Genomic DNA, 22,970 nt, shown 5'->3' with positions numbered 1-22,970 from the left:
CTCCTTGCTCAGGAGCGAGGCTGTTCCGTTTCCGCACGGTTCCTACGGGAACACAGCGCGCAACCGCCAGCCGCCGTCGCTCCTCACCACGAGCAGGGACGCCGGAGTGGTGTGCGGGGTGCGGGCGGCATCGGGAACGACACCGATCAAAGCAGCATCGCCCCCCCGCTCGACGAGGCTCAGCCCCGCTCCGGCGTAGTCGCGTGCCTCCGCCGCGCCGACAGTGCCGAGAGCCTGCGTCTCCGCGGCGAGGAAGCCCGGTTCGCCGTCCAGCACCCGTGACAAGCAGTCCTGCGCGATCGGTCGCAACGTGAAGCACGCGTGCCACGCCTCCAGGACCGAGGCCGCCGCCACGACCGGATCGTCGCGCTGTTGTCCCTCGTCAGCGCCCGGGCGGCCATCCTTCGCCGCTGCCCCTGTCGCTGCAGCAGACGCCGACGCAGGTGAGGACGCGACCGGGAGCCGGCTCGTCGGAGGCGCCGTCGGCACGCTCTCCGCCGGCGACGCCGGCAGAAGCCCCACGACAGCCAGGGCCGCAGCGACCGGCAGCAACCCGACGATGACCATCGCGGGTCGCCGCCGCAGCCAGGCGCCCGCGCGACGCGCGACCGTCCGCGCCGGGTCGCCGTCCAAGAAGGTCATGACCGCGGAGACAGCGGTAGCGACCCGATCGCCCGTCCGGCCTGCCGGAGCACGAGAGGTGCGCGTGGAGCCGCCACCGCCGCGACCAACAGCGTCCCGTCGCCCCGCTTTCGACGGCCGTCGCAGCGCCGTACCTGAATGCGCGGGCTCCTCCGCAGCGGGCGCGCCCGGTCCCGCGAGTGTGACCGGCTCCGGCGCCGCCACGGCGAGGACGGCCTCCTCCACCGCTCTCCATCGGCCCTTCCGGAGGCCCCGCTCGACCGCCGCGAGCAGCATCATCCCGGACCCGTCTGTCACGCTCAGGCACACCCTGCGGCTCAGAGCATGGAACGCCCCGGCGTCCGCCACCGCGGCGTCCGGTTCCCACGGCGTCACGTCGTCGAGCGCGTCGAGTGCCGGGCAGCCGTCCGCGGCGAAGACGACCCCGCTCGCGGAGAGCGCCGGACGCGCCCAGCCGTGCTCGTGCAGCGCTGCGATGCCCGCGGCCACTCCGAGCAGGACTGTTGCGGCTTCACCCCCGCGTAGCCCTCCTTCACGCAGCAGAAGCCGCTCCAGCCCTCCACCGTCCGCGAGATGCAGCAGCACCGCATCCCACTCCCTCCTCCGGAACCGACGGGCGGGAAGCCGGGCCACCACCCCGACCACATGCTCCGAGGACGCGGCGCGGCGCGCGGCGACGTCGTGCGCGGCGTCCTCTCCGCGCCGTTCGCGCACCCGCAGCAGGCACCGTCCCGGAAGCTCTCCGCCCGACACGACCACGAGGGCTTCCGCCGGGCGTCGAGCGCCCACCCCGTCCGGCATGTGGACCCGGTGCTCACTCACCTTCCATCCCTCGGCCAGGGCGTACGACAGCGCCGCACGCCGGATGTCGGCAGCAGAAGGAGACGCCGCTGAGGGAAAAGCAGCAGAGGCAAGCGGTGAGCGGGAGGCGCGTGAGGACGGGGTCATGCCTCCATCCCAGACGACAGCCCGCGCCTATGCTCCGCCCCCGGGAAATTTGTGGACAGTCCGCCAGTCCCGTGCGCCGTGACCAACTCCGGCATTCGTGCATAGACTGACCTGGTGACCACGTATGACGTCACGGGGCTAAGCGCCAACTCCGTGCCGTATCTCGAGGCCCTTCAACAGCAGCGTGCCCTGCACGCCGCCGTCGTCGCAGGCCGGGCGCCCGATACCGTCATCCTCCTCGAGCACCCGCCGGTGTACACCGCGGGCAAGAGAACAGCCCCGGACGAACGTCCGACCGACGGCACACCCGTCGTCGACGTCGACCGCGGTGGCAAGATCACCTGGCACGGGCCGGGTCAGCTCGTGGGGTACCCGATCCTCCGACTCCACGACCCCATCGACGTCGTCGGCTACGTCCGCGCGCTCGAGAGGGTGCTGATCGATGTACTCGCCCGCGTGGGCGTCAACGGTGTGCAGATCGAGGGCAGGTCGGGCGTGTGGATGCGTCCAGAGCACAATCCCGGAGCGACGACCGACGAGAAGATCGCCGCCATCGGCATCCGGGTCGCGGAGGGCGTCACCATGCACGGCTTCGCCCTCAACTGCTCCAACAGCCTGGACGCGTACGACCGCATCGTCGCGTGCGGCATCCGCGACGCGGGAGTCACCACGATCTCCCGCGTCCTCGGCCGCACCGTGACACCGCAGGACGTGGGTCCGCTCGTCATGGACGCCTTCGACCTGGAGTTCACGGCTGCCGAGGCCGTCGCGTGAGCGCCGTTCCCGAGGGGCGCCGGATGCTGCGCCTCGAGGTCCGCAACGCTCAGACGCCGATCGAGCGCAAGCCCGAATGGATCAAGACCAAGGCGAAGATGGGGCCGGAGTACCGCCAGCTGCAGAGCCTGGTGAAGTCGGAGGACCTGCACACGGTGTGCCAGGAGGCCGGCTGCCCGAACATCTACGAGTGCTGGGAGGACCGGGAGGCGACGTTCCTCATCGGCGGATCCCAGTGCACCCGCCGCTGCGACTTCTGCCAGATCGATACCGGCAAGCCCGCCGATTTCGATCGCGACGAGCCCCGGCGCGTCGGCGAGTCGGTCGAGCGCATGGGCCTGCGGTACGCGACGGTGACCGGCGTCGCCCGCGACGACCTCCCGGACGAAGGCTCGTGGCTGTACGCCGAGACGATCCGCGAGATCCACCGCCAGTCCCCCGGCACCGGTGTCGAGATCCTGGTGCCCGACTTCTCGGGGAACCCGGAGCATCTCGGCGAAGTCTTCCGGGCAGCACCGGAGGTGTTCGCGCACAACGTGGAGACCGTCCCGCGCATCTTCAAGCGCATCCGGCCCGCGTTCCGGTACGAGCGCTCGCTCGACGTGCTGACGCAGGGACGCGCCGCCGGGCTGATCACCAAGTCGAACCTCATCCTCGGGATGGGCGAGGAGCGGGCCGAGATCAGTGCGGCCCTGCGCGACCTCCACGACGCCGGGACCGACATCATCACGATCACGCAGTACCTGCGGCCGAGTCCGCGGCACCTGCCGGTGGCGCGCTGGGTGCATCCCGACGAGTTCGTGGAGCTGAAGGAGGAGGCCGAGGAGATCGGCTTCCTGGGCGTCCTGGCGGGTCCGCTGGTGCGATCCTCGTACCGGGCCGGGCGACTGTGGGCACAGTCCATGCAGGCGAAGGGACGGCCGGTCCCGGACCAGCTCCGGCACCTGGCGGACGCGTCCCTCGGCTTCGCACAGGCGGTCTCGTGAAAGCCCTCTCCCTGTAGCGAACGGGTCATCTGAAACACCGCAGAGCCGGTATCCTTGGTGCTATGGCAAAGGACAAGTCCACCAAGGAGCCCGGCCGTCTGAAGCAGATGTGGCAGGTGTTCCAGATGACCCGCCGGTACGACAACCGCGCGGTGCTCTACATCGTCCTCGGGGCTGTCCTTCCGATCATCGTCGGCGTGCTGTTCGCGGTGTTCTTCTCGGGCGGCAACGTCTTCACGATGGTGCTCTGGATCCTCGCGGGCGTGCTCGCGGGCGTCCTGATCGCGCTCATCATCCTGGGCCGGCGTGCCGAGCGCGCCGCCTACTCGCAGATCGAGGGGCAGCCGGGAGCGGTCGGCGCCGTCCTGCGCTCCTCGCTGAAGCGCAGCTGGCGCGGCTCCGAGATGCCCGTGGCGGTCAACGGCAAGACGCAGGATGCGGTGTACCGGGCGACCGGGCGCGGCGGCGTCGTGCTCATCAGCGAAGGCCCCGCCACCCGCACCAAGCGCATGGTCGACGAGGAGCGCCGCAAGGTGAACCGCGTCCTCCCCAATGTGCCGGTGACCGTGATCACGGTGGGCCCGGACGCCAACTCGGTGCCGCTCCACAAGGTGCCCCGCACCCTGGCCAAGATCAAGCCGACGCTGACCAAGGCGGAGGTGCTGGCGATCAGCAACCGCCTCCAGTCGATCGAGAACCAGATGCCGATCCCCAAGGGCATCGACCCCATGAAGGTCCGGGCACAGCGCGCCCGCTGACCCACCCGTAGCCGCCGAGCACAGGAAAACTGTTGCCGATCGGCAGGATTCGCGACAATTTTCCTGTGCTCGGCGGCTGCGGATGTGCTCGAGGGCTCCGGATCAGGCGCGGATGAGGACGGTTCCCGCGATCTTGTCGTGGAAGCCGCGCTGGTCGGAGTCCCAGACGAGCGCCGGAACCGCGAGGCACAGGAGCAGCGTCCGCACGATGGGACGCCAGATGCCGACCCAGCCGCCGCGGACGGCGACGACGCGCATCCCGAAGATGCGGTGACCGATGCTGCCTCCGATGGTCGGGATGAACAGGATCTGCAGCACGGCGAAGATGCCGATGGTGGCCCACGAGTCGTAGCGGAAGAACGCGAACGACAGGAACGAGGCGATCGCCCAGTCCACCGCGATGGCACCGATGCGACGCCCGACCCGGCCGACGGAGCGTGGGCCGGAGTCGGGCAGCCCCAGGCGCTCCCCCGGATAACGGCTGGGGGCGATGTCTCCGGGACGACCGGTGGAGTTCTGCGGCACGCGCCGAGTCTACCCAGCGCGACCCCGCCCATCCTGAGCCGATCCCCGACCCGGGTACGCGTAACATGCCCGAAACATTTGCGTCACTCCCGGGAAACGGCCTCCCCGTACGGTTGACCCGTGGGCTGCACGCGCAGTCCGTCACCCGCAAAGCCATTTGGGAGTCCTCCGCATGTTCCGTGATTCTTCCGAGGTGCTCAAGTTCATCAAGGACACTGATGTGAAGTTCCTTGATATCCGCTTCACCGATCTGCCCGGTGTGCAGCAGCACTTCAACATCCCCGCCTCGACCGTCGACGAGGAGTTCTTCTCCGTCGGCCAGCTGTTCGACGGCTCGTCGATCCGCGGCTTCGCGTCGATCCACGAGTCCGACATGCAGCTCATCCCGGATGTGTCGACGGCGTACATCGACCCGTTCCGTGCCGAGCGCACCCTCATCATGGTGTTCGACATCTACAACCCGCGGAACGGCGAGATCTACGCGAAGGACCCGCGCCAGGTCGCCAAGAAGGCCGAGAAGTACCTGGCCTCGACCGGGATCGCCGACACCGCGTACTTCGCTCCCGAGGCGGAGTTCTACATCTTCGACGACGTGCGCTACGAGGTGAAGCAGAACTCGAGCTTCTACTCCGTCGACTCGGAAGAGGGCGCCTGGAACTCCGGCCGCGTCGAAGAGGGCGGCAACCTGGCGAACAAGACCCCGTACAAGGGCGGCTACTTCCCGGTCAGCCCGGTCGACAAGCAGGCCGACCTGCGCGACGACATCTCCCTCAAGCTGATCGACGCCGGCCTCATCCTGGAGCGTGCACACCACGAGGTGGGCACCGGCGGACAGGCGGAGATCAACTACCGCTTCGACACGATGGTCCACGCGGCGGACGACATCCTCAAGTTCAAGTACATCGTCAAGAACACCGCCAACGAGTGGGGCAAGACGGCGACGTTCATGCCGAAGCCGCTGTTCGGCGACAACGGCTCGGGCATGCACACCCACCAGTCGCTGTGGAACGACGGCAAGCCGCTGTTCTACGACGAGGCGGGCTACGGCGGACTCTCCGACGTCGCGCGCTGGTACATCGGCGGCCTGCTCAAGCACGCTCCCGCTGTCCTGGCCTTCACGAACCCGACGGTGAACTCGTTCCACCGCCTGGTCCCCGGCTTCGAGGCCCCGGTCAACCTGGTCTACTCGGCCGGTAACCGCTCGGCGTCCATCCGCATCCCGATCACGGGCAGCAACCCGAAGGCGAAGCGCATCGAGTTCCGCGCGCCCGACGCCTCCGGCAACCCGTACCTCGCGTTCGCTGCTCAGCTGATGGCGGGTCTCGACGGCATCAAGAACCGCATCGAGCCGCACGAGCCGGTCGACAAGGACCTCTACGAGCTCCCGCCCGAGGAGGCCAAGAACATCCCCCAGGTTCCGGCGTCGCTCGGCGAGGCGCTCGACGCGCTCGAGGCCGACCACGACTTCCTGCTCGCGGGCGGCGTGTTCACCGCGGAGCTCATCGAGACCTGGATCGAGTACAAGCGCGAGAAGGAGATCAAGCCGCTCGCACAGCGTCCGCACCCCTTCGAGTACGAGCTGTACTACGGGGTCTGATCGCCCGACGCACCAGTGAGGGGCCGCTTCCCACCCGGGAGGCGGCCCCTTCGCTGTCGGTGTTCCCTGCTCCGTGGCGGCGTGAGCGGCCGGCCCGTCACAAGGCCATAGGATCGCGCCATGGGACTTCGTGGGATCCTCCTGACCGGCGCTGCAGCCGCCGCCATCGTGTTCGCACTCACCGGGTGCACCGCCGCGGCGGCCACCGCTCCCGGCTCGTCGGCGCCGGCCGTCGGCGCGGCGAGCGAGACACCCCGTCCGACCCCCACGGCTCCGGCGGTCGTGTGGCAGGACGCCCAGCAGCTGATCATGCTGCCGGACGCCACGACACCGGACTGGATGCCTCACGGTCCTTCGTGGACGACGCAGGACGGCACCATGATGTGCGGGATCTACGACGACATGCCGCGCTACAGCAGAGCGAAGGGCGATCTCGGGCCGGGCGTCTACTACGGCTGCCGCATCCAGGAGGGCGCCAATCGGTTCGCGTACCCTCCGCTCGGCTTCGTGTTCGAGGCAGGCGGCTGCCCGAGCGGGTTCGCGGCGAATGGCGGCGAGGCGGCGACAGTGCTGTGCAACAGCGGCCAGGTGTTTTCGAGCGAGACCGGCAGCCCCACGGCGCTCATGCCCGGCAACGGCGTGCGGTTCGCCGGTGTCGAGTGCGTGGCGCTGCCAGCGGGGATGTCGTGCACCGAGACCGCGACCGGCCACGGGTTCCGCGCGACGCTGGACGCTTTCTCCCTCAGCTGACGGCCGCGACTGCTGTCGCTTGTAACGCGTGCGGCTGCGCGCGCATCAGCGAACGTTACAAGCGACCGCAGACACACCGCACCCGGGGAGAAAACTTCGGGACCCGTGTCGACCTCCGCCCGCGCCGTTCGACACGAAGATAGGAGGGTGCGAGGATCGCACCCCGGACACCGAGGGAGACACCCATGAAGTACATGCTGATCATGCGCGCCACGGACGCCGCCAAGGAGGCATACCAGGAGATGGACTTCAACGAAGTCATCACCCGGATGGGCCAGTACAACGAGCAGCTCATCTCCGCGGGCGTGCTGCTCGCGGGCGACGGCCTCGCCGATGATGTCGAGACCACGGGGTTCGTGGTCGACTTCTCGACGACCCCGCCGGCCGTCACCGATGGCCCGTACGGTGAGACTCACGAGTTGTTCAACGGTTTCTGGATCCTCGACGTGCGGTCGAAGGAGGAGGCCGCCGAGTGGGCCCTCCGCTGCCCACTGGGACCGGGTTCGAAGCTGGAGGTGCGACGCGTGACCGACGAGAGCGACTTCGCCGACTTCGCCGACAACGAGTACATCAAGAAGGAAGCCGAGTGGCGGGCGGCCGCCGAGAAGGCGTGACGCCGGCCGGCCGAGGGGCAGACGTCCGATGAGCGGGATCCCGGCGCGGGTCGACGCCGTCTGGCGCATCGATGGGGCGCGCGTCGTCGCGACGCTCGCCAAGATGACCGGCGACGTCGGCCTGGCCGAGGATCTCGCGCAGGAGGCCCTCGTGGAGGCGCTCCGGCAGTGGCCGCGGGATGGCGTCCCCGACAATCCGGGCGGCTGGCTGACCTCCGTCGGAAAGCGGCGCGCGATCGACCAGTGGCGTCGGCGCGAGCGGCTGGACGACCGCTACCGCGCCATCGCTGCGACGCTGGACGAAGCGACCGGGGATGCGTGGGAGCCCATCGACGATGACGTCCTCCGGCTCGTCTTCACCGCGTGCCACCCCGCGCTCTCGCGGGAGGCGCAGGTCGCGCTCACCCTGCGGATCGTCGCGGGGCTCAGCACCGAGGAGATCGCGCGGATGTACTTCGTCCCGGTCGCGACGGTGCAGCAGCGTATCGTCCGCGCCAAGAAGACGATCTCGGCCGCACGCATCCCTTTCGCCTCCCCGGAGCCGTCGGAGTGGAAGGAGCGCCTGGAGGGCGTGCTCGGCGTGGTCTATCTCGTCTTCACCGAAGGCTATGCCGCCACGACCGGGCCCGAGTGGATGCGCGCCGACCTCGCCAACGAAGCCCTCCGGCTCGGTCGGATGGTTGCGGCGCTGCTCCCTCGCGAGCCGGAGGCGCTCGGGCTCGTCGCGCTGATGGAGTTGCAGGCGGCCCGGTTCGCGGCCCGCACTGCTCCCGACGGCAGCCCGATCCTGCTCACCGACCAGAACAGGGCACGCTGGGACCATTCGCAGATCCAGCGCGGGCGAGCGGCTCTCGCGCGCGCCGATGAGCTCGGGCACGGTCGTGGTACGTACGCGCTACAAGCGGCGATCGCCGAGTGCCACGCGATCGCGCCGAGCGCGGAGGCGACCGACTGGGACCGGATCGTCGTCCTCTACGAGGCGCTGGGACGGATCGCGCCGAGCCCCGTGGTCGAGTTGAACCGGGCGGCAGCGGTGTCGATGGCGACCGGGCCGGCCAGCGCCCTCCGGATCGCCGACGAACTCGCGGCGCAGGGTGCGCTTCGTGGCTCGCACCTCCTCCCGAGCGTCCGCGGCGAGCTGCTGGCCCGGCTCGGCCGAACGGAGGAGGCGGTCTCTGAACTCTCTGCGGCGGCCGCTCTTGCGGGCAACGACCGCCAGCGTCAGGTGCTGCTGGAGAAGGCCGCGCGCCTGCGGGACGACTGACGTCGAGGAATCAGCCGGCCATCAGCGGCCGGATCTCGTCGAACTCCGATGCGTGCGCGGAGAGAGCCCGCTCGAGGTCGTAGTGCGACTGCAGGTTCAACCAGAACTCCGGCGTCGTTCCGAAGGCCCGCGAGAACCTCAGTGCCGTGTCCGGGGTGATCGCCCGCTTTCCGGCAACGATGTCGCCGATGCGCTGGGCCGGCACGTGGACAGCCTTTGCAAGGGCATACTTGGTGAGCCCAAGGGGCCTCATGAACTCCTCGTGCAGCACCTCGCCCGGTGTGATGAAGTCATTCATGGCGCCTCCTCGGTGATGCGTTTCGTTTGGCATGGGTCGGGTCGGTGATAGTCGGTGATCTCTACGTCGGCCGGTCCCCCGGATTTCCAGGTGAAGCAGATACGGAACTGATCGTTCACACGAATGCTGTATTGCCCGCTCCGGTCTCCGCCGAGTTTTTCCAATCGATTCCCCGGAGGAACTCGACAGTCACTGAGGTCTGCCGCCGCATTCAACATCGTCAGCTTGCGCCGTGCGATGCGTCGGAGATTGGGACCGAAACGCTTCACAGCGATTCCGTACCAGAGCGCCTCGGTGTCGCGATCGGCGAAAGAGTGGAGCATACGCCATAGTAACGCGTGGTGTTAATAACGTCAAGCGTTACTAGAGTGAGTCGCCGCCGCCGGGCGCGGCGGCCTCAGTCCGCGGGTATCAGCGCGAAGCCCGTGTCCGGGCGCGAGATGCCGCTCGAGAATGCGGCCAGCGAGTCGGAGCGGGAGTCGATGCGCCAGTCGTTGGTCGAGCGCTCGCCACCGACGTAGCTCGTGATGGCGAGGCTGAACCAGCTGAAGCCGATGATGTCCGCGTTCTTCGGGTCCGCGAATCCGTCGAAGAAGCTCTTCACCCACGCCGGTTTGTGGCCGTCCGTCTCCGACGCGCCGACCTCGGCGAGGAGGATCGGTTTGGTCGTCAGCGCCCGGAGCTGGTTCAGGCTGGAGTCGTACGTGTACGAGAACGTGAAGTCGTTCCCGGCGCGCCACGGCGGTCGCAGGTAGCCCGACAGCCCGACCCAGTCCACGTAGGCGTCGCCCGGGTAGTAGCCGTTCAGGAACTCCTGGGTCGCGTGCGAGGCGGGCTGCATGTTGTTGATGATGTTGGGCGCCCAGATCCAGATCACCAGACTGTTGGCTCCCTCCTGCTGGAAGATGTCGTGGACGTGCCGCCACATTTTCACGTAGTCCCCGACGTTGTTCCCGTTGATCGGCTTGTTGCTGCCGTTCAGCTCCGACCACGGGTACCAGGTGCCGTTCATCTCGTGGTCCAGCCGGATCGCCACCGGCAGCCCGGTCGACAGGATGTCCTTGGCGTACTGGTGAAGGTACGCATCGAATCCACCGTCGATGATCTTCGGCAGGGTGTAGTCGGGCGCGGAGTTCGAGTTGTTGCCGGCAGCGATCGGGCGCGACTCCCAGGTGAGCAGCGGGAGGCGGCCCTGCTGCCATGCCCGGGTGACCGCGTTCGCGCGGAAGTTCTCATCCCATCCACTGAAGTAGCCGACGATGTTCGGCTGCACTCCGATCTTCTTGGAGGTCGCGTCGAAGGTCGCCCAGTTGAACGGCGCCTGCTCGGTGTACATGCCGAAGTAGCGCTTGTCCGGATGCAGCAGGCTGTCCCGGCTGGGCGCCGTGAGCGCAGCGGCCTGAGTGGAACCTCCGCCTCCCTTCGAGGGATGGGTGGATGCTCCGGATGCCGACGCGGAGCCTCCGGTCCCCGACCCTGCGGACGCACCGGAGCCCTCCGCCTTCAGCTGAGCGATCTCCTGCTGAGCCGCGGCGAGCTGCTGCTGAGCGGATGCGAGCTGCTTGGCGTGCGCCGCAGCAGCGACGGCGGCGGCCGCGGTCTGGCGCTTCAGCTTTCCGGCCTGGGTCGACACCGTCCCCTTGGTGGCGGTCAGCTGCTTCTTCAACTGGGCGTTCTGCGCCGCCAGCGGGTTCGTCACGGCGATGACGGTGTCCGCCGCCTTCCGCACCGGACTGTCGGGAGTCGACCACACGAACCATGACAGCGCGACGAGACAGGCGGCGAGCACAAGCGCGGCGACGGCGGTCATGCGTGCGTTCGTTCGGCTGCGCGCCCAGAAACGAGGAGAACTGGTCGACATGGCATACCTCCAGGTCGGGAGGAGATTCATCCACGTCGTCGGGGACCGGGTGGCCCCAGTGTGGGGGCCACCGACGAGCTGTCACAACCCGTCCGACCCGGAATTTACCTGCCTGAAACGCGAAGGTACCGGCGAGAGGCGACCATCAGCCGGTGGGAGCGGGACGCTGCGGAGGCCCGTAGAAGGCGCGCTCGAAGACATGACGGGCGCGGCGCGTCACGGCGAGGTAGTCCTCCTCGAGGCGGCTCGCCGACCCGGGCGGGTACTCCATGAGGCGCGCAACGCCGTCGAGGGCGACACGGTCCGAGGGCAGCACGTCGGCGGTCTTGTCCGTCCACAACGTCATGGCGGACCGGGTGCGGGAGGCGAAGATCCAGGCATCGCGGAGCCGCGCAGCGTCGTCGGCCGAGACGAAACCGTGGGCTACCGCCGCGTCCAGCGCCTCCAACGTGGAGGGAGTGCGCAGCTCGGGCACCGATGACGCGTGCTCGAGCTGGATGAGCTGGACGAACCACTCCACATCGCTCAGCGAGCCGCGCCCCAGCTTCAGGTGGCGGGACGGATCGGCGCCCTGGGGAAGACGCTCGTTCTCGACGCGGGCCTTGATGCGCTTCACCTCGCGGATCTGCTGCTCGCCGATCTCGCGCGGGTAGCGGACCTCGTCGGCCAGCTCCTCGAACGCGGTCAGCAGCGCCGGGTCTCCCGCGATGCCGCGGGCGCGGAGCAGCGCCTGGGCCTCCCAGGTGAGCGACCAGCGCCGGTAGTACGCGCGGTAGGACTCCAGCGACCGGGCGGGCGGCCCGTTCTTGCCCTCCGGACGGAGGCCGATGTCCAGCTCCAGCGGGAGGCGGTTGTCTTCGGTCAGGCGGTTCAGTTCGGAGACGATCGCCAGGGCGCTGCGGTTGGCTGCCTCCTGCTCGGCCGCCAGCGGACGGAACACGTACATCACGTCGGCGTCGGAGCCGAAGCCGAGCTCGCGACCGCCGAACCGGCCCATCCCGATCACGGCGAACTCCAGCTGGTCCGCGTCGCCGCGTGCCGACCGGATCGCCTGCAGGACGCCGCCGATGATGTTCTCGCTGACGTCGGTGAGCCCCCGCGCCAGCTCGTCGATGGTGGCGATGCCAAGGATGCCGGAGATCGCGAGCCGAAGGATCTCGCGGCGCCGCATGGCCCGCAGCGCGGCGGCCGCCGAATCCACCGACTCGTGGCGCGCCAGGATCGCGGTCGTCTCCTCCCGGAGCAGGGCCGCGGACCGCGGGCGCAGTTCGTCCTCCGACTCCAGCCACGCGACCGACTCGGGGATGCGCCCCAGCAGTTCGCCGGCGAACCGCGACCCCGACAGCACCCGCGTAAGTCTCTCGGCGGCACCGCTGGAGTCGCGCAGCATCCGGAGGTACCAGTGGGTTCCGCCGAGCTCCTCGCTCAGCCGGCGGAACGTCAGCAGCCCGTAGTCGGGGTCCGGCCCGTCGGCGAACCACTGCAGCATCACCGGGAGCAGATGCCGTTGGATCGTCGCGCGGCGCGAGACACCGGAGGTAAGCGCTGCGATGTGCGCGAGCGCACCCCGCGGGTCGCGGAACCCGATCGCGGCGAGTCGCGCCTCCGCCTGCCCGCTGGTGAGCCCGACTCCCCCGGCCAGGCGCGCGTCCTCGGTCGACGTTGCCGCGACGGCGCTGAGCAGCGGACGGTAGAACAGCCGCTCGTGCAGTCCGCGCACGCGGTGCTTGATCTCGTTCCACGTGACCATCAGCTGCGCCGCGCTGGGGGCGAGGCCCGTGGCGCGGGCCAGGATGCGGACATCCGCCTCGTCGCGCGGCATCAGGTGCGTCCGCGTCAGGCGCCGCAGCTGGAGGCGGTGCTCCATCAGCCGCAGCGAGCGGTAGTCGTGCGAGAACGTCGCCGACTCCTCGCGGCCGATGTAGCCCTGGGCGGCCAGCGACGCGAGTGCCGAGAGCGTGTCCCGTTGCCGCACCTGGTCGTCGGTCTGGCCGTGGACGAGCTGCAGCAGCTGGACGGTGAACTCCACGTCGCGCAGGCCGCCCGGGCCGAGCTTGACCTGGTAGTGCACCTCGTCGTCCGGGATGTTGTCGGTCACGCGCACGCGCATCCTCTGCACCGACTCCACGAAGTTCTCGCGCGAGGCGCTGCTCCACACCTTCGGGGCGAGGGCCTCGACGTAGCGCTGCCCCAGGCCCGGGTCGCCGGCGAGGGGACGTGCCTTCAGCAGCGCCTGGAACTCCCATCCCTTCGCCCAGCGGTCGTAGTACGCGATGTGGGACTCCAGCGTGCGCACGAGCGCGCCGTCCTTGCCCTCCGGACGCAGGTTCGGGTCGACCTCCCACAGCCCCGCCTCGACCGCCGGCTCGTAGATGCCGCGCATCGTCAGCATCGCCAGCCGGGTCGCGATGTCGACCGCGCGTCCCGGTTCGAGTCCGGCGCTCTCGACGCCCTCGGTGACGAAGATGACGTCGACGTCGCTGAGGTAGTTGAGTTCGCGCGCACCGGCCTTGCCCATGCCGATGACGGCGAAGGGAGTTGCCCGCACCTGCTCCTCCGGGTACCGGCCGGGGCCCGAACCCATCGTCATGCGGCGCGCGACGGCGAGGGAGGCCTCCAGGGCGGCCGCCGCGAGGTCGCTGAGCGCGGCGGCGACGGCGTCCAAGCCTGCGACGGGATCGGCCTGCTCGAGGTCGAAACTCGCCAATTGCACGAGGCGGCGGCGGTAGCGGATGCGGAGGGCGCTCCAGGCGGCCTCCTCCCCTGTGGCGGCCACTCCGTCGACCGCGCCGACGGCATCGAGCAGGTCGGCGCGGACCTCATCCGCGCTCGGAAGCCCTTCGACAGGGCGCGCCAGGGCGTCCAGCTGGTCCGGCTGCCGCAGGAAGAACTCGGCGATTCCTTCCGACGCGCCGATCACGCGGAACAGCCGCCGCGCGTCCTCCTCCGATCCGAATGGCCCCGCCGCCTGGTCGGGCGCCTGGCGCACCAGGCGCAGCGCCCACGTGAGGGCGCAATCGGGATCGGCGGCGACGGAGATCGCGCCGGTCAGCGTCTCGGCCGGCAGTCCTGTGAGGTCGGCTAGCTCGTCCAGTTCGGAGCGCACCGAGCTCAGCCCCACGAACCCGGCGCGCGCCAGGGCCGTGAGGGAGAGCTGCTGCCGCGTCACGACGAACGGGTCAGAGGATCTCGAGGTTCGACCGCAGCTCGTACGGCGTGACCTGAGCCCGGTACTCCGACCACTCCCGGCGCTTGTTGAGGAGCACGTAGTTGAAGGCCTGCTCGCCGAGCGTCTCGGCCACGAGCTCCGAATCCTCCATCAACGAGATGGCGTGATCGAGGCTCGCGGGGAGCTGGCTGTAGCCGAGAGCACGACGCTCGCCGTCGGAGAGCGCCCAGACATTGTCCTCGGCCTCGGGCGGCAGCTCGTACTGACCCTCGATGCCTTTCAGGCCGGCCGCGAGCAGGAGGGAGAAGGCGAGATACGGGTTCGCCGCCGAGTCCATCGCGCGGTACTCGACCCGCGAGCTCTGACCCTTGTTCGGCTTGTACAGCGGCACCCGGACGAGCGCGGAGCGGTTGTTGTGTCCCCAGCTCACGAAGCTGGGCGCCTCGTCGCCACCCCAGAGCCGCTTGTAGGAGTTCACGAACTGGTTGGTGACCGCCGTGATCTCGGGCGCGTGGCGCAGCAGGCCGGCGATGAACTGACGGCCGACCTTCGACAGCTGATACTGTGCGCCCGCCTCGAAGAACGCGTTCGTGTCGCCCTCGAAGAGCGACATGTGGGTGTGCATCCCGGACCCCGGGTGCCCCGACAGCGGCTTCGGCATGAACGTCGCGTAGACGCCCTGCTCGATGGCCACCTCTTTGATGACCGTGCGGAACGTCATGATGTTGTCGGCCGTGGTGAGGGCGTCCGCATAGCGGAGGTCGATCTCGTTCTGGCCGGGGCCGGCCTCATGGTGGCTGAACTCGACCGAGATGCCCAGGTCTTCGAGCATCCGCACGGAACGGCGGCGGAAGTCGTGTGCGGTGCCGCCCGGCACGTTGTCGAAGTACCCGGCGGAGTCGACCGGATCCGGGCCCTCCTCGCCGAACGACGACGACTTGAGCAGGTAGAACTCGATCTCGGGATGCGTGTAGAAGGTGAAGCCGCGGTCGGCGGCCTTCTCGAGCGTCCGCTTCAGAACGTTCCGGGGATCGGACACCGCCGGCTGGCCGTCGGGCGTGGTGATGTCGCAGAACATGCGGGCCGTGGGGTCGATCTCACCCCGCCACGGAAGGATCTGGAACGTCGTCGGATCGGGCAGCGCCAGCAGGTCGGACTCGTATGCGCGCGTGAGGCCTTCGATCGCGGACCCATCGAAGCCGAGCCCTTCGCTGAAGGCTCCCTCGACCTCGGCCGGGGCGATGGCGACGGACTTGAGGGTGCCGACGACGTCGGTGAACCACAGCCTCACGAATTTGACGCCACGTTCCTCGATCGTGCGAAGAACGAAGTCGCGCTGCTTGTCCATCCTGCCCCTTTCCTCGGCCGTTCCCAGACTAGTGGTTACGGCCCCGTGGCCGTCGGTGCAACACCGAGGATGTAGGTGGTACACTTCGTTCATGCCGACGCATTTGCTCCGCACTCAGGTGACGCACACCCCCGCGGTCACCCGAGCTCTCGACGCTGCGCGCGAGGAGTGGCCCGGCGCGACTGATGGCAAGCTGCTCCTCCATCTGATTGAGGCGGGTGAGCGAGGCCTTAGGGAGCGACGCGAACAGCGGATCGCCGATCGACGGGCCGAAATCGAGCGAGTGAGCGCACGCTACGCCGACCTGGAGTTCGAGAGCCTCGAATCCATCCGAGAGGGCTGGCCGGAATGACGGTCGCTCTCGACGCGAGAGTGCTCATCGGACTGCTCGACCCGTCGGACGCGCACCACGAGTCCGCGCGCCGCGTATTCGCTGCAGGCGTCCGGTTCCGGGTCCATCCGGTGAACATCGCGGAGGCTCTCGTCACTCCGGAACGGGCGGGCCGAAGTCTTGAGGCGTACGAGGACCTCCGGCGCGTCGGCGTCACGCCGGCGGACCTGGGCCCCAATGGACCACTTATTCTCGCGCGCCTGCGCGAGAAGCACCGCCTCCGAATGCCCGACGCCTGCGCACTGGCTGTCGCCGTCTCGGAAGACATCCCGCTGGTCACGTTCGACAAACGGCTGGCCCGAGCAGCGGAGAAGTGCGGACTGCACGAAGCCATCCCGTCCTGAGGGCCGGCCTCCGGCCCGTTCCTGCGTCGCCACACGGGTTAGCGAGTCCGCGCAGCGTCTCCCCGCACGAAGCGAGAGGCAAAGCCGAACACGCTGAGACCGACAACGAGCGCGCCGACGGCTGCTATTGCCCAACCGGCTGCGTTCGGACGCACGAATGCGTAACTCCCGAGGGCGCCGAAGGCGCTGCACAGCCCCACGAGCGCACAGCCCCGGAGGGCCGAGATGTTGGTCGTGCGCGCGATCAGGAGGCCAACCAGGCCGCCCGCGGCCGCGAAGAGCCCGCCGACCACCCCGAGGGCGGTCGCAATCACGGCCGCCAGAAGGGCGTGGCCTTCGTATAGGCCGATGTTGGTGGCACTGCTCGTCGGGCTCAGCGCCTGACCGATGAGGAAGGTGAGCCATGCGAGGACCCCGGCCGTGGCCGCGGTGCAGAGGACTGCAGCCACGATAAGGCGCCAAAGCACCCCACGGCTCCACAGGTCGCGGCCGCTGCCGTTCATCACTGAAGCCAGCTCATCTTCACCCATTGGCTAGGTTGTTCGCGAACGCTTGCCACGTCATCTTCGCACCTTCGGTATAGATCGGGTTCGGGATGCCGGAGGGAAAGTCGTTCACGATGAATGCACCGACCTCCAAGACGTTCTGATTGAGAGCGTTCTTATGCAGACCAAACGCGATCCAGGAACCGAATCCATCGACATGGTTCCCCCACGCTGCGAACTTCCACATGCGATCCGCCGGCTCGATTTGATCCATCAGGCAGATGAAATCGGCGTCCGCGACCCCACTCCAACCGACTCGCAAGGGCAAGAGGCTGCCCAGCGTCGGGAACGATCTCGGAGCGCCGGTCACAGGGAAGTAGCAGTTGAAGCAGTCATGAAGGAGGGTCCACCCCCGCGTCGGCGTGGTATTCCCAGTGGTCGTCCGGAAGCTGTACGTCCAGTTGGGGTCCGCAACAACCGGAAACACGATGTTCGCGGCGTCGAGATCAATCGTCTGCGTCAAGACGTTGTCACGCCACGTGTACCGTGTGCTGACCTCTTTTCCGGCGGCATCGCGTGCCCATGCCGGCATGATCAATCCAGCCGACGCGCCGTCCGGCTGCTCTAGCGATAAGACACCCCCGCCAATATCGATTGCGGCCGTGCCCGGCTGAGCATCAAACGAGTAGGAGAACTGGTCCGGTGCTTGCCGGGAGTTGACGGCGGTCAAGAGCCGCACACCGGTGGATGTCGGTTGCACATACGCCTTCGCATAGGGTGAATCCGTATCGAACACGCTGACGCCGTCCGCGTCGTGCGCGGGACCGTTTGCCCCCATTACCCGGATGTTCGTCGCGGTGCCATCGATGGGTGAATCCACCGTCACCGTTGGGCTCGAGTCGGGTCCTGAGCCTCGCGTAACCGCAACATCGGCGCTCGCCGGGGCGGGACCCGCAATTTCAGGCGCTGTCGTGGCAAGTACCGTTTGCGCGTCTTCGAGATCGGGAGGGAGAACCGAAGCTGCGATCGAGAAGGGCGCAACGAGTGCGATGAGCGCTCCGGCCACGACCGCGGACCTCTGGGTTGATCGGCCTCGGATGCGAGTGAGACTTAAAAGTTGCATCTGTTCTCCTCACAGGCCAACAGAGCACCTCGATGCATTGGATGCCGCTGGTGTATCCATCGATATTTCTATCTTTATCGATGATCCAGGATGTATCCACTCTAGAAATCTCGTGGCCGGTCTGGTAACGAGGGCGAAACCCGATGACCTAAAGGGGGGCCGGGACAACTGAGCGCCTCAACCCCGTCACTAGACTGACGGCATGAGCGAGCAGTCACCGGTGCCCTCCGTCCATCCCGCCACCTCCTCGATGCAGGCGCTGAAGCGCGTGCGCACGCGCCACTTCCAGGCGGCGAAGGAAGAGGGCGCGCCGTTCACGGGACTGACCAGCTACGACATGCTGACCGCCCAGATCTTCGACGAGGCGGGCATCGACTTCCTGCTCGTGGGCGACTCGGCAGGCAACAACGTCCTGGGTTACGACACGACCCTCCCCGTCACGGTGGACGACCTCATCCCGCTGACGCGCGCGGTGGCCGGGGCCGTCAAGCGCGCGTTCGTGGTGGCGGACATGCCCTTCGGCTCCTACGAGACCGGACCGCTCGAGGCCCTGCACACCGCCGTCCGGTTCATGAAAGAGACGGGCGCGCACGCGGTGAAGCTGGAGGGCGGCCGCCGGAGCGCCGAGCAGATCCGGCGCATCGTGGATGCGGGCATCCCGGTCATGGCGCACATCGGCTTCACGCCGCAGAGCGAGCACGGCCTCGGCGGTCACCTCGTGCAGGGGCGGGGTGACTCTGCGGAGGAGCTGCTCGCCGACGCGCACGCGGTCGAGGAGGCGGGCGCCTTCGCCGTTGTGCTGGAGATGGTGCCGGCCGAAGTGGCCAAGCGCGTCACGGCTGAACTGCGCATCCCCACGGTCGGCGTGGGGGCGGGTCCGCACGTGGATGGGCAGCTGCTGGTCTGGACGGACTGGGCCGGCTTCACGACGGGCCGCGTCCCGCGGTTCGTCAAGCAGTACGCCGACCTGAAGACCGTGCTCTCCGACGCCGCCCGGGCCTACAAGGCCGACGTCCAGGGCGGCTCATTCCCCACCGCAGACCACAGCTTCTGACACCTGGTTGACGCAACACGCCGTCGGCCGGACCGGCGCGACGGCGTGTCGTGTCAACCAGATAGGTCAGCGGGCAGATAGGTCAGCGGTTGTCCGCAGCGTCCTCTTCGGCCCACTTGGCGGAGTTCTCGCGAAGCTTCTCGAGCGCGTGCTCGGCCTCCTCGCGGGTGTCGAACGGGCCGACGCGGTTGGGAGCGGGAGACAGGAACCCCTGCTCGACCTCACCGGTCTTCATGTTGTACCAGTACTTGTGCTCGGCGTCCTGCTTGATGCCGTACTCGTCGCTCGTCATAGAGTTGATGGTATGCCCAAGGATTCCGCCGGTCACCTCATCCCGGGCCGCGTCACTGCGATGCGCCCGGTGCCCAGCCGCATCGCGCGGCCGGAGTACGTCGGCCGTCCGGGTCCCGCGCCGTACACCCGCGGCGACGTCTACACGCCAGCAGAGGTGGAGCTGATCCGCGAATCCGGGCGCATCGCCGCGCAGGCGATCGCTCTGGTCGGCGAGGCCGTGCGCCCGGGAGTGACGACCGAAGAGCTGGATGCGATCGGCCACGAGTTCCTGCTCGCGAACGACGCCTACCCGTCGACGCTCGGCTACCGCGGCTTCACCAAGTCCATCTGCAGCTCGGTCAACGAGGTCGTCTGCCACGGCATCCCGGACGACACCGTGATCGAGGACGGCGACATCGTCAACATCGACATCACGGCCTACAAGAACGGCTTCCACGGCGACAGCAACCAGACCTTCATCGCCGGAACCGCCTCCGAGGAGGTGACGGCGCTCGTCGACCGCACGCGCGAGGCGCTGAACCGCGGCATCAAAGCGGTTGCTCCCGGCCGGCAGGTCAACGTCATCGGGCGCGCGATCGAGTCGTACGCGAAGCGGTTCGGTTACGGCGTGGTCCGCGACTTCACCGGCCATGGCGTCGGAGCGGCCTTCCATTCGGGTCTGATCATCCCCCACTACGACGCGGCGCCCGCGTTCGACGACGTGATGGAGCCCGGGATGGTGTTCACGATCGAGCCGATGCTGACGCTGGGCACGCACGAGTGGGAGATGTGGCCCGACGACTGGACGGTCGTCACTCGCGACCGCAGCATCACGGCGCAGTTCGAGCACACGCTCGTGGTGACCGAGCGCGGGGCGGATATCCTCACGCTCCCCTGACCCCCTCGAATGCGCGGTAGATTCGAGCCATGACTTCGCAGACGCACGCGATCGGGATCGACATCGGCGGGACGGGCATCAAGGGAGGATTGGTCGATCTGACGACCGGCGAACTGGTCAGCGACCGGGTCAAGCTCCCCACTCCCGACGGAGGCAAGCCGGACGACATCGTCGAGACGACGAAGGAGATCGTCGACCAGCTTGCCCAGGCGGAGCCCGATGCCCCGGTCGGTGTCTGCTTCCCGGCGATCGTGAGCCACGGCGTCACCCTTTCGGCCGCGAATGTCGCCAAGGACTGGATCGGGCTCCACGCCGAGAACCTGTTCGAGAAGGCGCTCGGGCGCGACATCCACTTCGTCAACGATGCGGACGCGGCCGGTTACGCCGAGACCCGCTTCGGTGCGGCCAAGGGCAAGGACGGCCTGGTCATCATGACGACGCTGGGCACCGGGATCGGGTCAGCGCTCATCTACGACGGCATCCTCATCCCGAACGCCGAACTCGGCCACCTCGAGGTCGACGGCCACGACGCGGAGTCGCGCGCGGCCTACTCCGCCAAGGAGCGCGAGGACCTCAGCTGGGAGAAGTGGGCGAAGCGCCTGCAGAAGTACTACTCGACCGTCGAGTTCCTCTTCACGCCCGACCTCTTCATCGTCGGCGGCGGGGTGTCCAAGAACTACCAGGAGTTCCTGCCCCTGCTGAAGCTCAAGACGCCGATCGTCCCGGCCGTGCACCGCAACAACGCGGGCATCCTGGGGGCCGCCGCCCTGGCCGTCCGCGGCGAGCGCCGCGACGCCGGCCACCGCGGGCGCAGCGGCGAGGTCGGCACTCCGGACGACGCCCCGACGCCCGCCGGAGTCGCGCCGGGCGCCTGATCCGGGCGCCGGATCCGGCGTTCCGGCGGCCGTCCGCCAGCATCCCGCAGAGATTCCTCCGCGGGGCGTTAGGAATGCGTTAGGACGGCACTCCCGCACCTCGTGCAGGTGTGGACTCTCTCCTGTCGCGACCACCCGGTCGCAACAATCCTGATGGATGGAGAGAAGTCGTGCTCGACGTCGTCTACCTCCTCGCCGTGGCCGCGCTCGCGATTCTCGTGGGCCTGGCCGGCCGGGGGGTTGAGAAACTGTGATCGTCATCACCCTGATCGCGGCGCTGCTGGGAGTGGCCGCTGTCGGCTACCTGGTGGTCGCCCTCGTCAGACCGGAGCGCTTCTGATGGCGCCGGGCGTGTTCCTGTTCGTCGCCCAGCTGGCGACGCTCGCACTCGTACTCGCCGTCGCCTACCGGCCGCTCGGCGACTACATGGCCCGCGTGTTCACCACGGACAAGGACCTGCGGGTCGAGCGCGGTGTGTACCGCCTGATCGGTGTGGATCCCCGCTCCGAGCAGTCTTGGCCGGCGTACCTCCGCGGCGTGCTGGCGTTCTCTGTCGTCGGCATCCTCATCGTCTACGGGATGCAGCGGCTGCAGCAGTTCCTGCCGTACTCGCTGGGCATGCCTGCGGTGCCCGAGGGGACCGCGTTCAACACCGCCATCTCGTTCGTCACCAACACGAACTGGCAGTCGTACTCCCCCGACGTCACCCTGGGCTACACGGTGCAGGCGGTGGCTCTGGTCGTGCAGAACTTCGTCTCCGCGGCGGTGGGCATCACCGTGGCCGTCACGCTCGTGCGCGGGTTCGCCTCGCGGTCGACCGGCACGATCGGCAACTTCTGGGTGGACCTGCTGCGCGCGACCGTGCGCATCCTGCTGCCGTTGTCCCTGGTCGCCGCGGTCGTGCTGATCGCGGGCGGCGTCATCCAGAACCTGAACGGCTTCGAGCACGTCTCGACGCTGGCGGGCGCGACGCAGTCCCTTCCGGGCGGTCCGGTGGCCTCGCAGGAGGCGATCAAGCTGCTCGGCACCAACGGCGGCGGCTTCTTCAACGTGAACTCGGCGCATCCGTTCGAGAACCCGACGGCGTGGACGAACCTCGTCGAGATCGTCCTCATGCTGCTGATCCCGTTCGCTCTGCCGCGCACCTTCGGGACGATGGTCGGCGACAAGCGCCAGGGCTACGCGATCCTCGCGACCATGGGTCTGCTGTTCACCGTCTCCCTCGCCGCGATGACCGTGTTCGAGGCGACCAGCGGATCGATGGAGGGCAAGGAGACCGTGTTCGGCGTCCTCGGCTCCACGCTGTTCGACACGACCAGCACCGCGACCTCGACCGGCGCCGTGAACTCGATGCTCGACAGCTACAGCCCGCTCGGCGGGATGATGGCGCTGATCAACATGATGCTCGGCGAGATCGTACCGGGAGGCGTCGGATCCGGACTCTACGGGATCCTCGTCATCGCCATCATCGCCGTGTTCGTCGCGGGCCTGATGGTCGGACGCACGCCGGAGTACCTCGGCAAGAAGCTGGGGCCGCGCGAGATCAAGCTGGCCAGCCTCTACATCCTGACCACGCCGACGATCGTGCTGCTCGGCACCGGGCTCAGCTTCGCCATCCCGGCGATCCGGGCGGATGTGGAGAAGACCTCCATCCTGAACCCCGGCCTGCACGGCTTCACCGAAGTGCTGTACGCCTTCACGTCGGCCGGCAACAACAACGGCTCGGCGTTCGCCGGACTCACCGCCGCGACGCCCTGGCTCAACACGGCGCTCGGTGCGGCGATGTTCTTCGGCCGCTTCCTGCCGATCGTGTTCGTGCTGGCGCTGGCCGGCTCGCTCGCCGCCCAGGGACGCATCCCCGCGAACGCCGGGACGCTCCCGACGCACCGCCCGCAGTTCGTCGGCCTCCTCACGGGCACGATCGTGCTCGTCTCCGCACTCACCTACTTCCCCGTTCTCGCGCTGGGCCCCCTGGCGGAAGGACTGAATTGAC

Annotated in this window: 24 protein-coding genes; 14 read left to right on the top strand and 10 right to left on the bottom strand. The window is 68.4% G+C overall.

What is annotated here, in order from left to right:
- Window positions 1–42: 42 nt before the first annotated feature.
- The gene (locus P3F85_RS05975) at window positions 43–1,590 is read right to left on the bottom strand and encodes a hypothetical protein (RefSeq protein WP_374010333.1); all 1,548 of its coding nucleotides are present in this window, start codon (window positions 1,588–1,590) and stop codon (window positions 43–45) included.
- A gap of 114 nt (window positions 1,591–1,704) precedes the next feature.
- On the opposite strand from P3F85_RS05975, the gene lipB reads away from it, so the two are divergent.
- From lipB to P3F85_RS05960, 3 genes are all read left to right on the top strand, one after another.
- Window positions 1,705–2,364, top strand: coding sequence for a lipoyl(octanoyl) transferase LipB (lipB, locus tag P3F85_RS05970; RefSeq protein ID WP_374010332.1), 660 nt, complete (start codon window positions 1,705–1,707; stop codon window positions 2,362–2,364).
- A complete protein-coding gene (lipA, locus tag P3F85_RS05965; RefSeq protein ID WP_374010331.1) occupies window positions 2,361–3,350 on the top strand; it encodes a lipoyl synthase in 990 nt (329 codons plus the stop codon). Before lipB ends, lipA begins: the two co-directional genes overlap by 4 nt.
- A 62-nt stretch (window positions 3,351–3,412) precedes the next feature.
- On the top strand, window positions 3,413–4,108 hold the full coding sequence (locus P3F85_RS05960; protein ID WP_374010330.1) for a DUF4191 domain-containing protein: 696 nt from the start codon (window positions 3,413–3,415) through the stop codon (window positions 4,106–4,108).
- A gap of 102 nt (window positions 4,109–4,210) precedes the next feature.
- Here the strand turns inward: P3F85_RS05960 and P3F85_RS05955 are convergent, their stop codons facing one another.
- Window positions 4,211–4,633, bottom strand: coding sequence for an RDD family protein (locus tag P3F85_RS05955; RefSeq protein ID WP_374010329.1), 423 nt, complete (start codon window positions 4,631–4,633; stop codon window positions 4,211–4,213).
- Between the two features lie 172 nt (window positions 4,634–4,805).
- Between P3F85_RS05955 and glnA (P3F85_RS05950) the strand changes: the two genes are divergently transcribed.
- From glnA (P3F85_RS05950) to P3F85_RS05935, 4 genes are all read left to right on the top strand, one after another.
- Complete coding sequence (glnA, locus tag P3F85_RS05950; RefSeq protein WP_374010328.1) at window positions 4,806–6,230, top strand: type I glutamate--ammonia ligase; 1,425 nt, start codon at window positions 4,806–4,808, stop codon at window positions 6,228–6,230.
- 120 nt (window positions 6,231–6,350) lie between these two features.
- Window positions 6,351–6,980, top strand: a complete 630-nt coding sequence (locus P3F85_RS05945) for a hypothetical protein (protein WP_374010327.1) — start codon at window positions 6,351–6,353, stop codon at window positions 6,978–6,980.
- Between the two features lie 185 nt (window positions 6,981–7,165).
- The gene (locus tag P3F85_RS05940; RefSeq protein ID WP_374010326.1) at window positions 7,166–7,594 is read left to right on the top strand and encodes a YciI family protein; all 429 of its coding nucleotides are present in this window, start codon (window positions 7,166–7,168) and stop codon (window positions 7,592–7,594) included.
- A gap of 28 nt (window positions 7,595–7,622) precedes the next feature.
- Window positions 7,623–8,858 (top strand): RNA polymerase sigma factor, encoded by a 1,236-nt coding sequence (locus tag P3F85_RS05935; protein WP_374010325.1) that lies wholly within the window; start codon window positions 7,623–7,625, stop codon window positions 8,856–8,858.
- Between the two features lie 10 nt (window positions 8,859–8,868).
- On the opposite strand, the gene P3F85_RS05930 is transcribed toward P3F85_RS05935, so the two are convergent.
- The 5 genes from P3F85_RS05930 to glnA (P3F85_RS05910) all read right to left on the bottom strand — a co-directional run bounded on the left by P3F85_RS05930 (window position 8,869) and on the right by glnA (P3F85_RS05910) (window position 15,534).
- Window positions 8,869–9,156 (bottom strand): HigA family addiction module antitoxin, encoded by a 288-nt coding sequence (locus P3F85_RS05930; protein WP_374010324.1) that lies wholly within the window; start codon window positions 9,154–9,156, stop codon window positions 8,869–8,871.
- On the bottom strand, window positions 9,153–9,479 hold the full coding sequence (locus P3F85_RS05925; protein WP_374010323.1) for a type II toxin-antitoxin system RelE/ParE family toxin: 327 nt from the start codon (window positions 9,477–9,479) through the stop codon (window positions 9,153–9,155). Before P3F85_RS05925 ends, P3F85_RS05930 begins: the two co-directional genes overlap by 4 nt.
- A gap of 74 nt (window positions 9,480–9,553) precedes the next feature.
- A complete protein-coding gene (locus tag P3F85_RS05920; RefSeq protein ID WP_374010322.1) occupies window positions 9,554–10,966 on the bottom strand; it encodes a glycoside hydrolase family 26 protein in 1,413 nt (470 codons plus the stop codon).
- 196 nt (window positions 10,967–11,162) lie between these two features.
- Complete coding sequence (locus P3F85_RS05915; protein WP_374010321.1) at window positions 11,163–14,186, bottom strand: bifunctional [glutamine synthetase] adenylyltransferase/[glutamine synthetase]-adenylyl-L-tyrosine phosphorylase; 3,024 nt, start codon at window positions 14,184–14,186, stop codon at window positions 11,163–11,165.
- A gap of 10 nt (window positions 14,187–14,196) precedes the next feature.
- Window positions 14,197–15,534 carry a type I glutamate--ammonia ligase gene (glnA, locus tag P3F85_RS05910; RefSeq protein WP_374010320.1) on the bottom strand — a complete coding sequence of 446 codons (1,338 nt, stop codon included), beginning with the start codon at window positions 15,532–15,534 and terminating at the stop codon, window positions 14,197–14,199.
- A 91-nt stretch (window positions 15,535–15,625) separates the two neighbouring features.
- Here glnA (P3F85_RS05910) and P3F85_RS05905 point away from each other — a divergent pair, with 91 nt between their 5' ends.
- Together P3F85_RS05905 and P3F85_RS05900 are read left to right on the top strand one after the other, a co-directional pair.
- Window positions 15,626–15,886, top strand: a complete 261-nt coding sequence (locus P3F85_RS05905) for a hypothetical protein (protein ID WP_374010319.1) — start codon at window positions 15,626–15,628, stop codon at window positions 15,884–15,886.
- Complete coding sequence (locus P3F85_RS05900; protein ID WP_374010318.1) at window positions 15,883–16,269, top strand: type II toxin-antitoxin system VapC family toxin; 387 nt, start codon at window positions 15,883–15,885, stop codon at window positions 16,267–16,269. Before P3F85_RS05905 ends, P3F85_RS05900 begins: the two co-directional genes overlap by 4 nt.
- 38 nt (window positions 16,270–16,307) lie before the next feature.
- Here the strand turns inward: P3F85_RS05900 and P3F85_RS05895 are convergent, their stop codons facing one another.
- Window positions 16,308–16,718, bottom strand: coding sequence for a hypothetical protein (locus P3F85_RS05895; RefSeq protein ID WP_374010317.1), 411 nt, complete (start codon window positions 16,716–16,718; stop codon window positions 16,308–16,310).
- A 73-nt stretch (window positions 16,719–16,791) separates the two neighbouring features.
- Entirely contained in the window at window positions 16,792–17,634 is an 843-nt protein-coding gene (locus P3F85_RS05890) for a hypothetical protein (RefSeq protein WP_374010316.1), read from the bottom strand.
- A 445-nt stretch (window positions 17,635–18,079) separates the two neighbouring features.
- Between P3F85_RS05890 and panB the strand changes: the two genes are divergently transcribed.
- Window positions 18,080–18,931, top strand: a complete 852-nt coding sequence (gene panB, locus P3F85_RS05885; protein ID WP_374010315.1) for a 3-methyl-2-oxobutanoate hydroxymethyltransferase — start codon at window positions 18,080–18,082, stop codon at window positions 18,929–18,931.
- A gap of 82 nt (window positions 18,932–19,013) precedes the next feature.
- Here the strand turns inward: panB and P3F85_RS05880 are convergent, their stop codons facing one another.
- Window positions 19,014–19,223 carry an SPOR domain-containing protein gene (locus tag P3F85_RS05880; RefSeq protein ID WP_285116406.1) on the bottom strand — a complete coding sequence of 70 codons (210 nt, stop codon included), beginning with the start codon at window positions 19,221–19,223 and terminating at the stop codon, window positions 19,014–19,016.
- 12 nt (window positions 19,224–19,235) lie between these two features.
- Between P3F85_RS05880 and map the strand changes: the two genes are divergently transcribed.
- The 4 genes from map to kdpA all read left to right on the top strand — a co-directional run bounded on the left by map (window position 19,236) and on the right by kdpA (window position 22,969).
- The gene (gene map / locus P3F85_RS05875) at window positions 19,236–20,102 is read left to right on the top strand and encodes a type I methionyl aminopeptidase (RefSeq protein ID WP_374010314.1); all 867 of its coding nucleotides are present in this window, start codon (window positions 19,236–19,238) and stop codon (window positions 20,100–20,102) included.
- A 29-nt stretch (window positions 20,103–20,131) separates the two neighbouring features.
- Entirely contained in the window at window positions 20,132–20,977 is an 846-nt protein-coding gene (ppgK, locus tag P3F85_RS05870; RefSeq protein ID WP_374010313.1) for a polyphosphate--glucose phosphotransferase, read from the top strand.
- A gap of 250 nt (window positions 20,978–21,227) precedes the next feature.
- Entirely contained in the window at window positions 21,228–21,317 is a 90-nt protein-coding gene (kdpF, locus tag P3F85_RS05865; RefSeq protein ID WP_374010312.1) for a K(+)-transporting ATPase subunit F, read from the top strand.
- Window positions 21,317–22,969, top strand: coding sequence for a potassium-transporting ATPase subunit KdpA (gene kdpA / locus P3F85_RS05860; protein ID WP_374010311.1), 1,653 nt, complete (start codon window positions 21,317–21,319; stop codon window positions 22,967–22,969). The genes kdpF and kdpA overlap by 1 nt, the downstream gene beginning before the upstream one ends.
- The last annotated feature ends 1 nt before the right edge of the window (window position 22,970 follow it).

This window comes from Leifsonia sp. T36S-04 (assembly GCF_042465655.1).
Lineage (GTDB): Bacteria > Actinomycetota > Actinomycetes > Actinomycetales > Microbacteriaceae > Leifsonia.
Note: the sequence above shows the minus strand (reverse complement) of the source record. Positions and strands in the feature narration are given on the sequence as shown.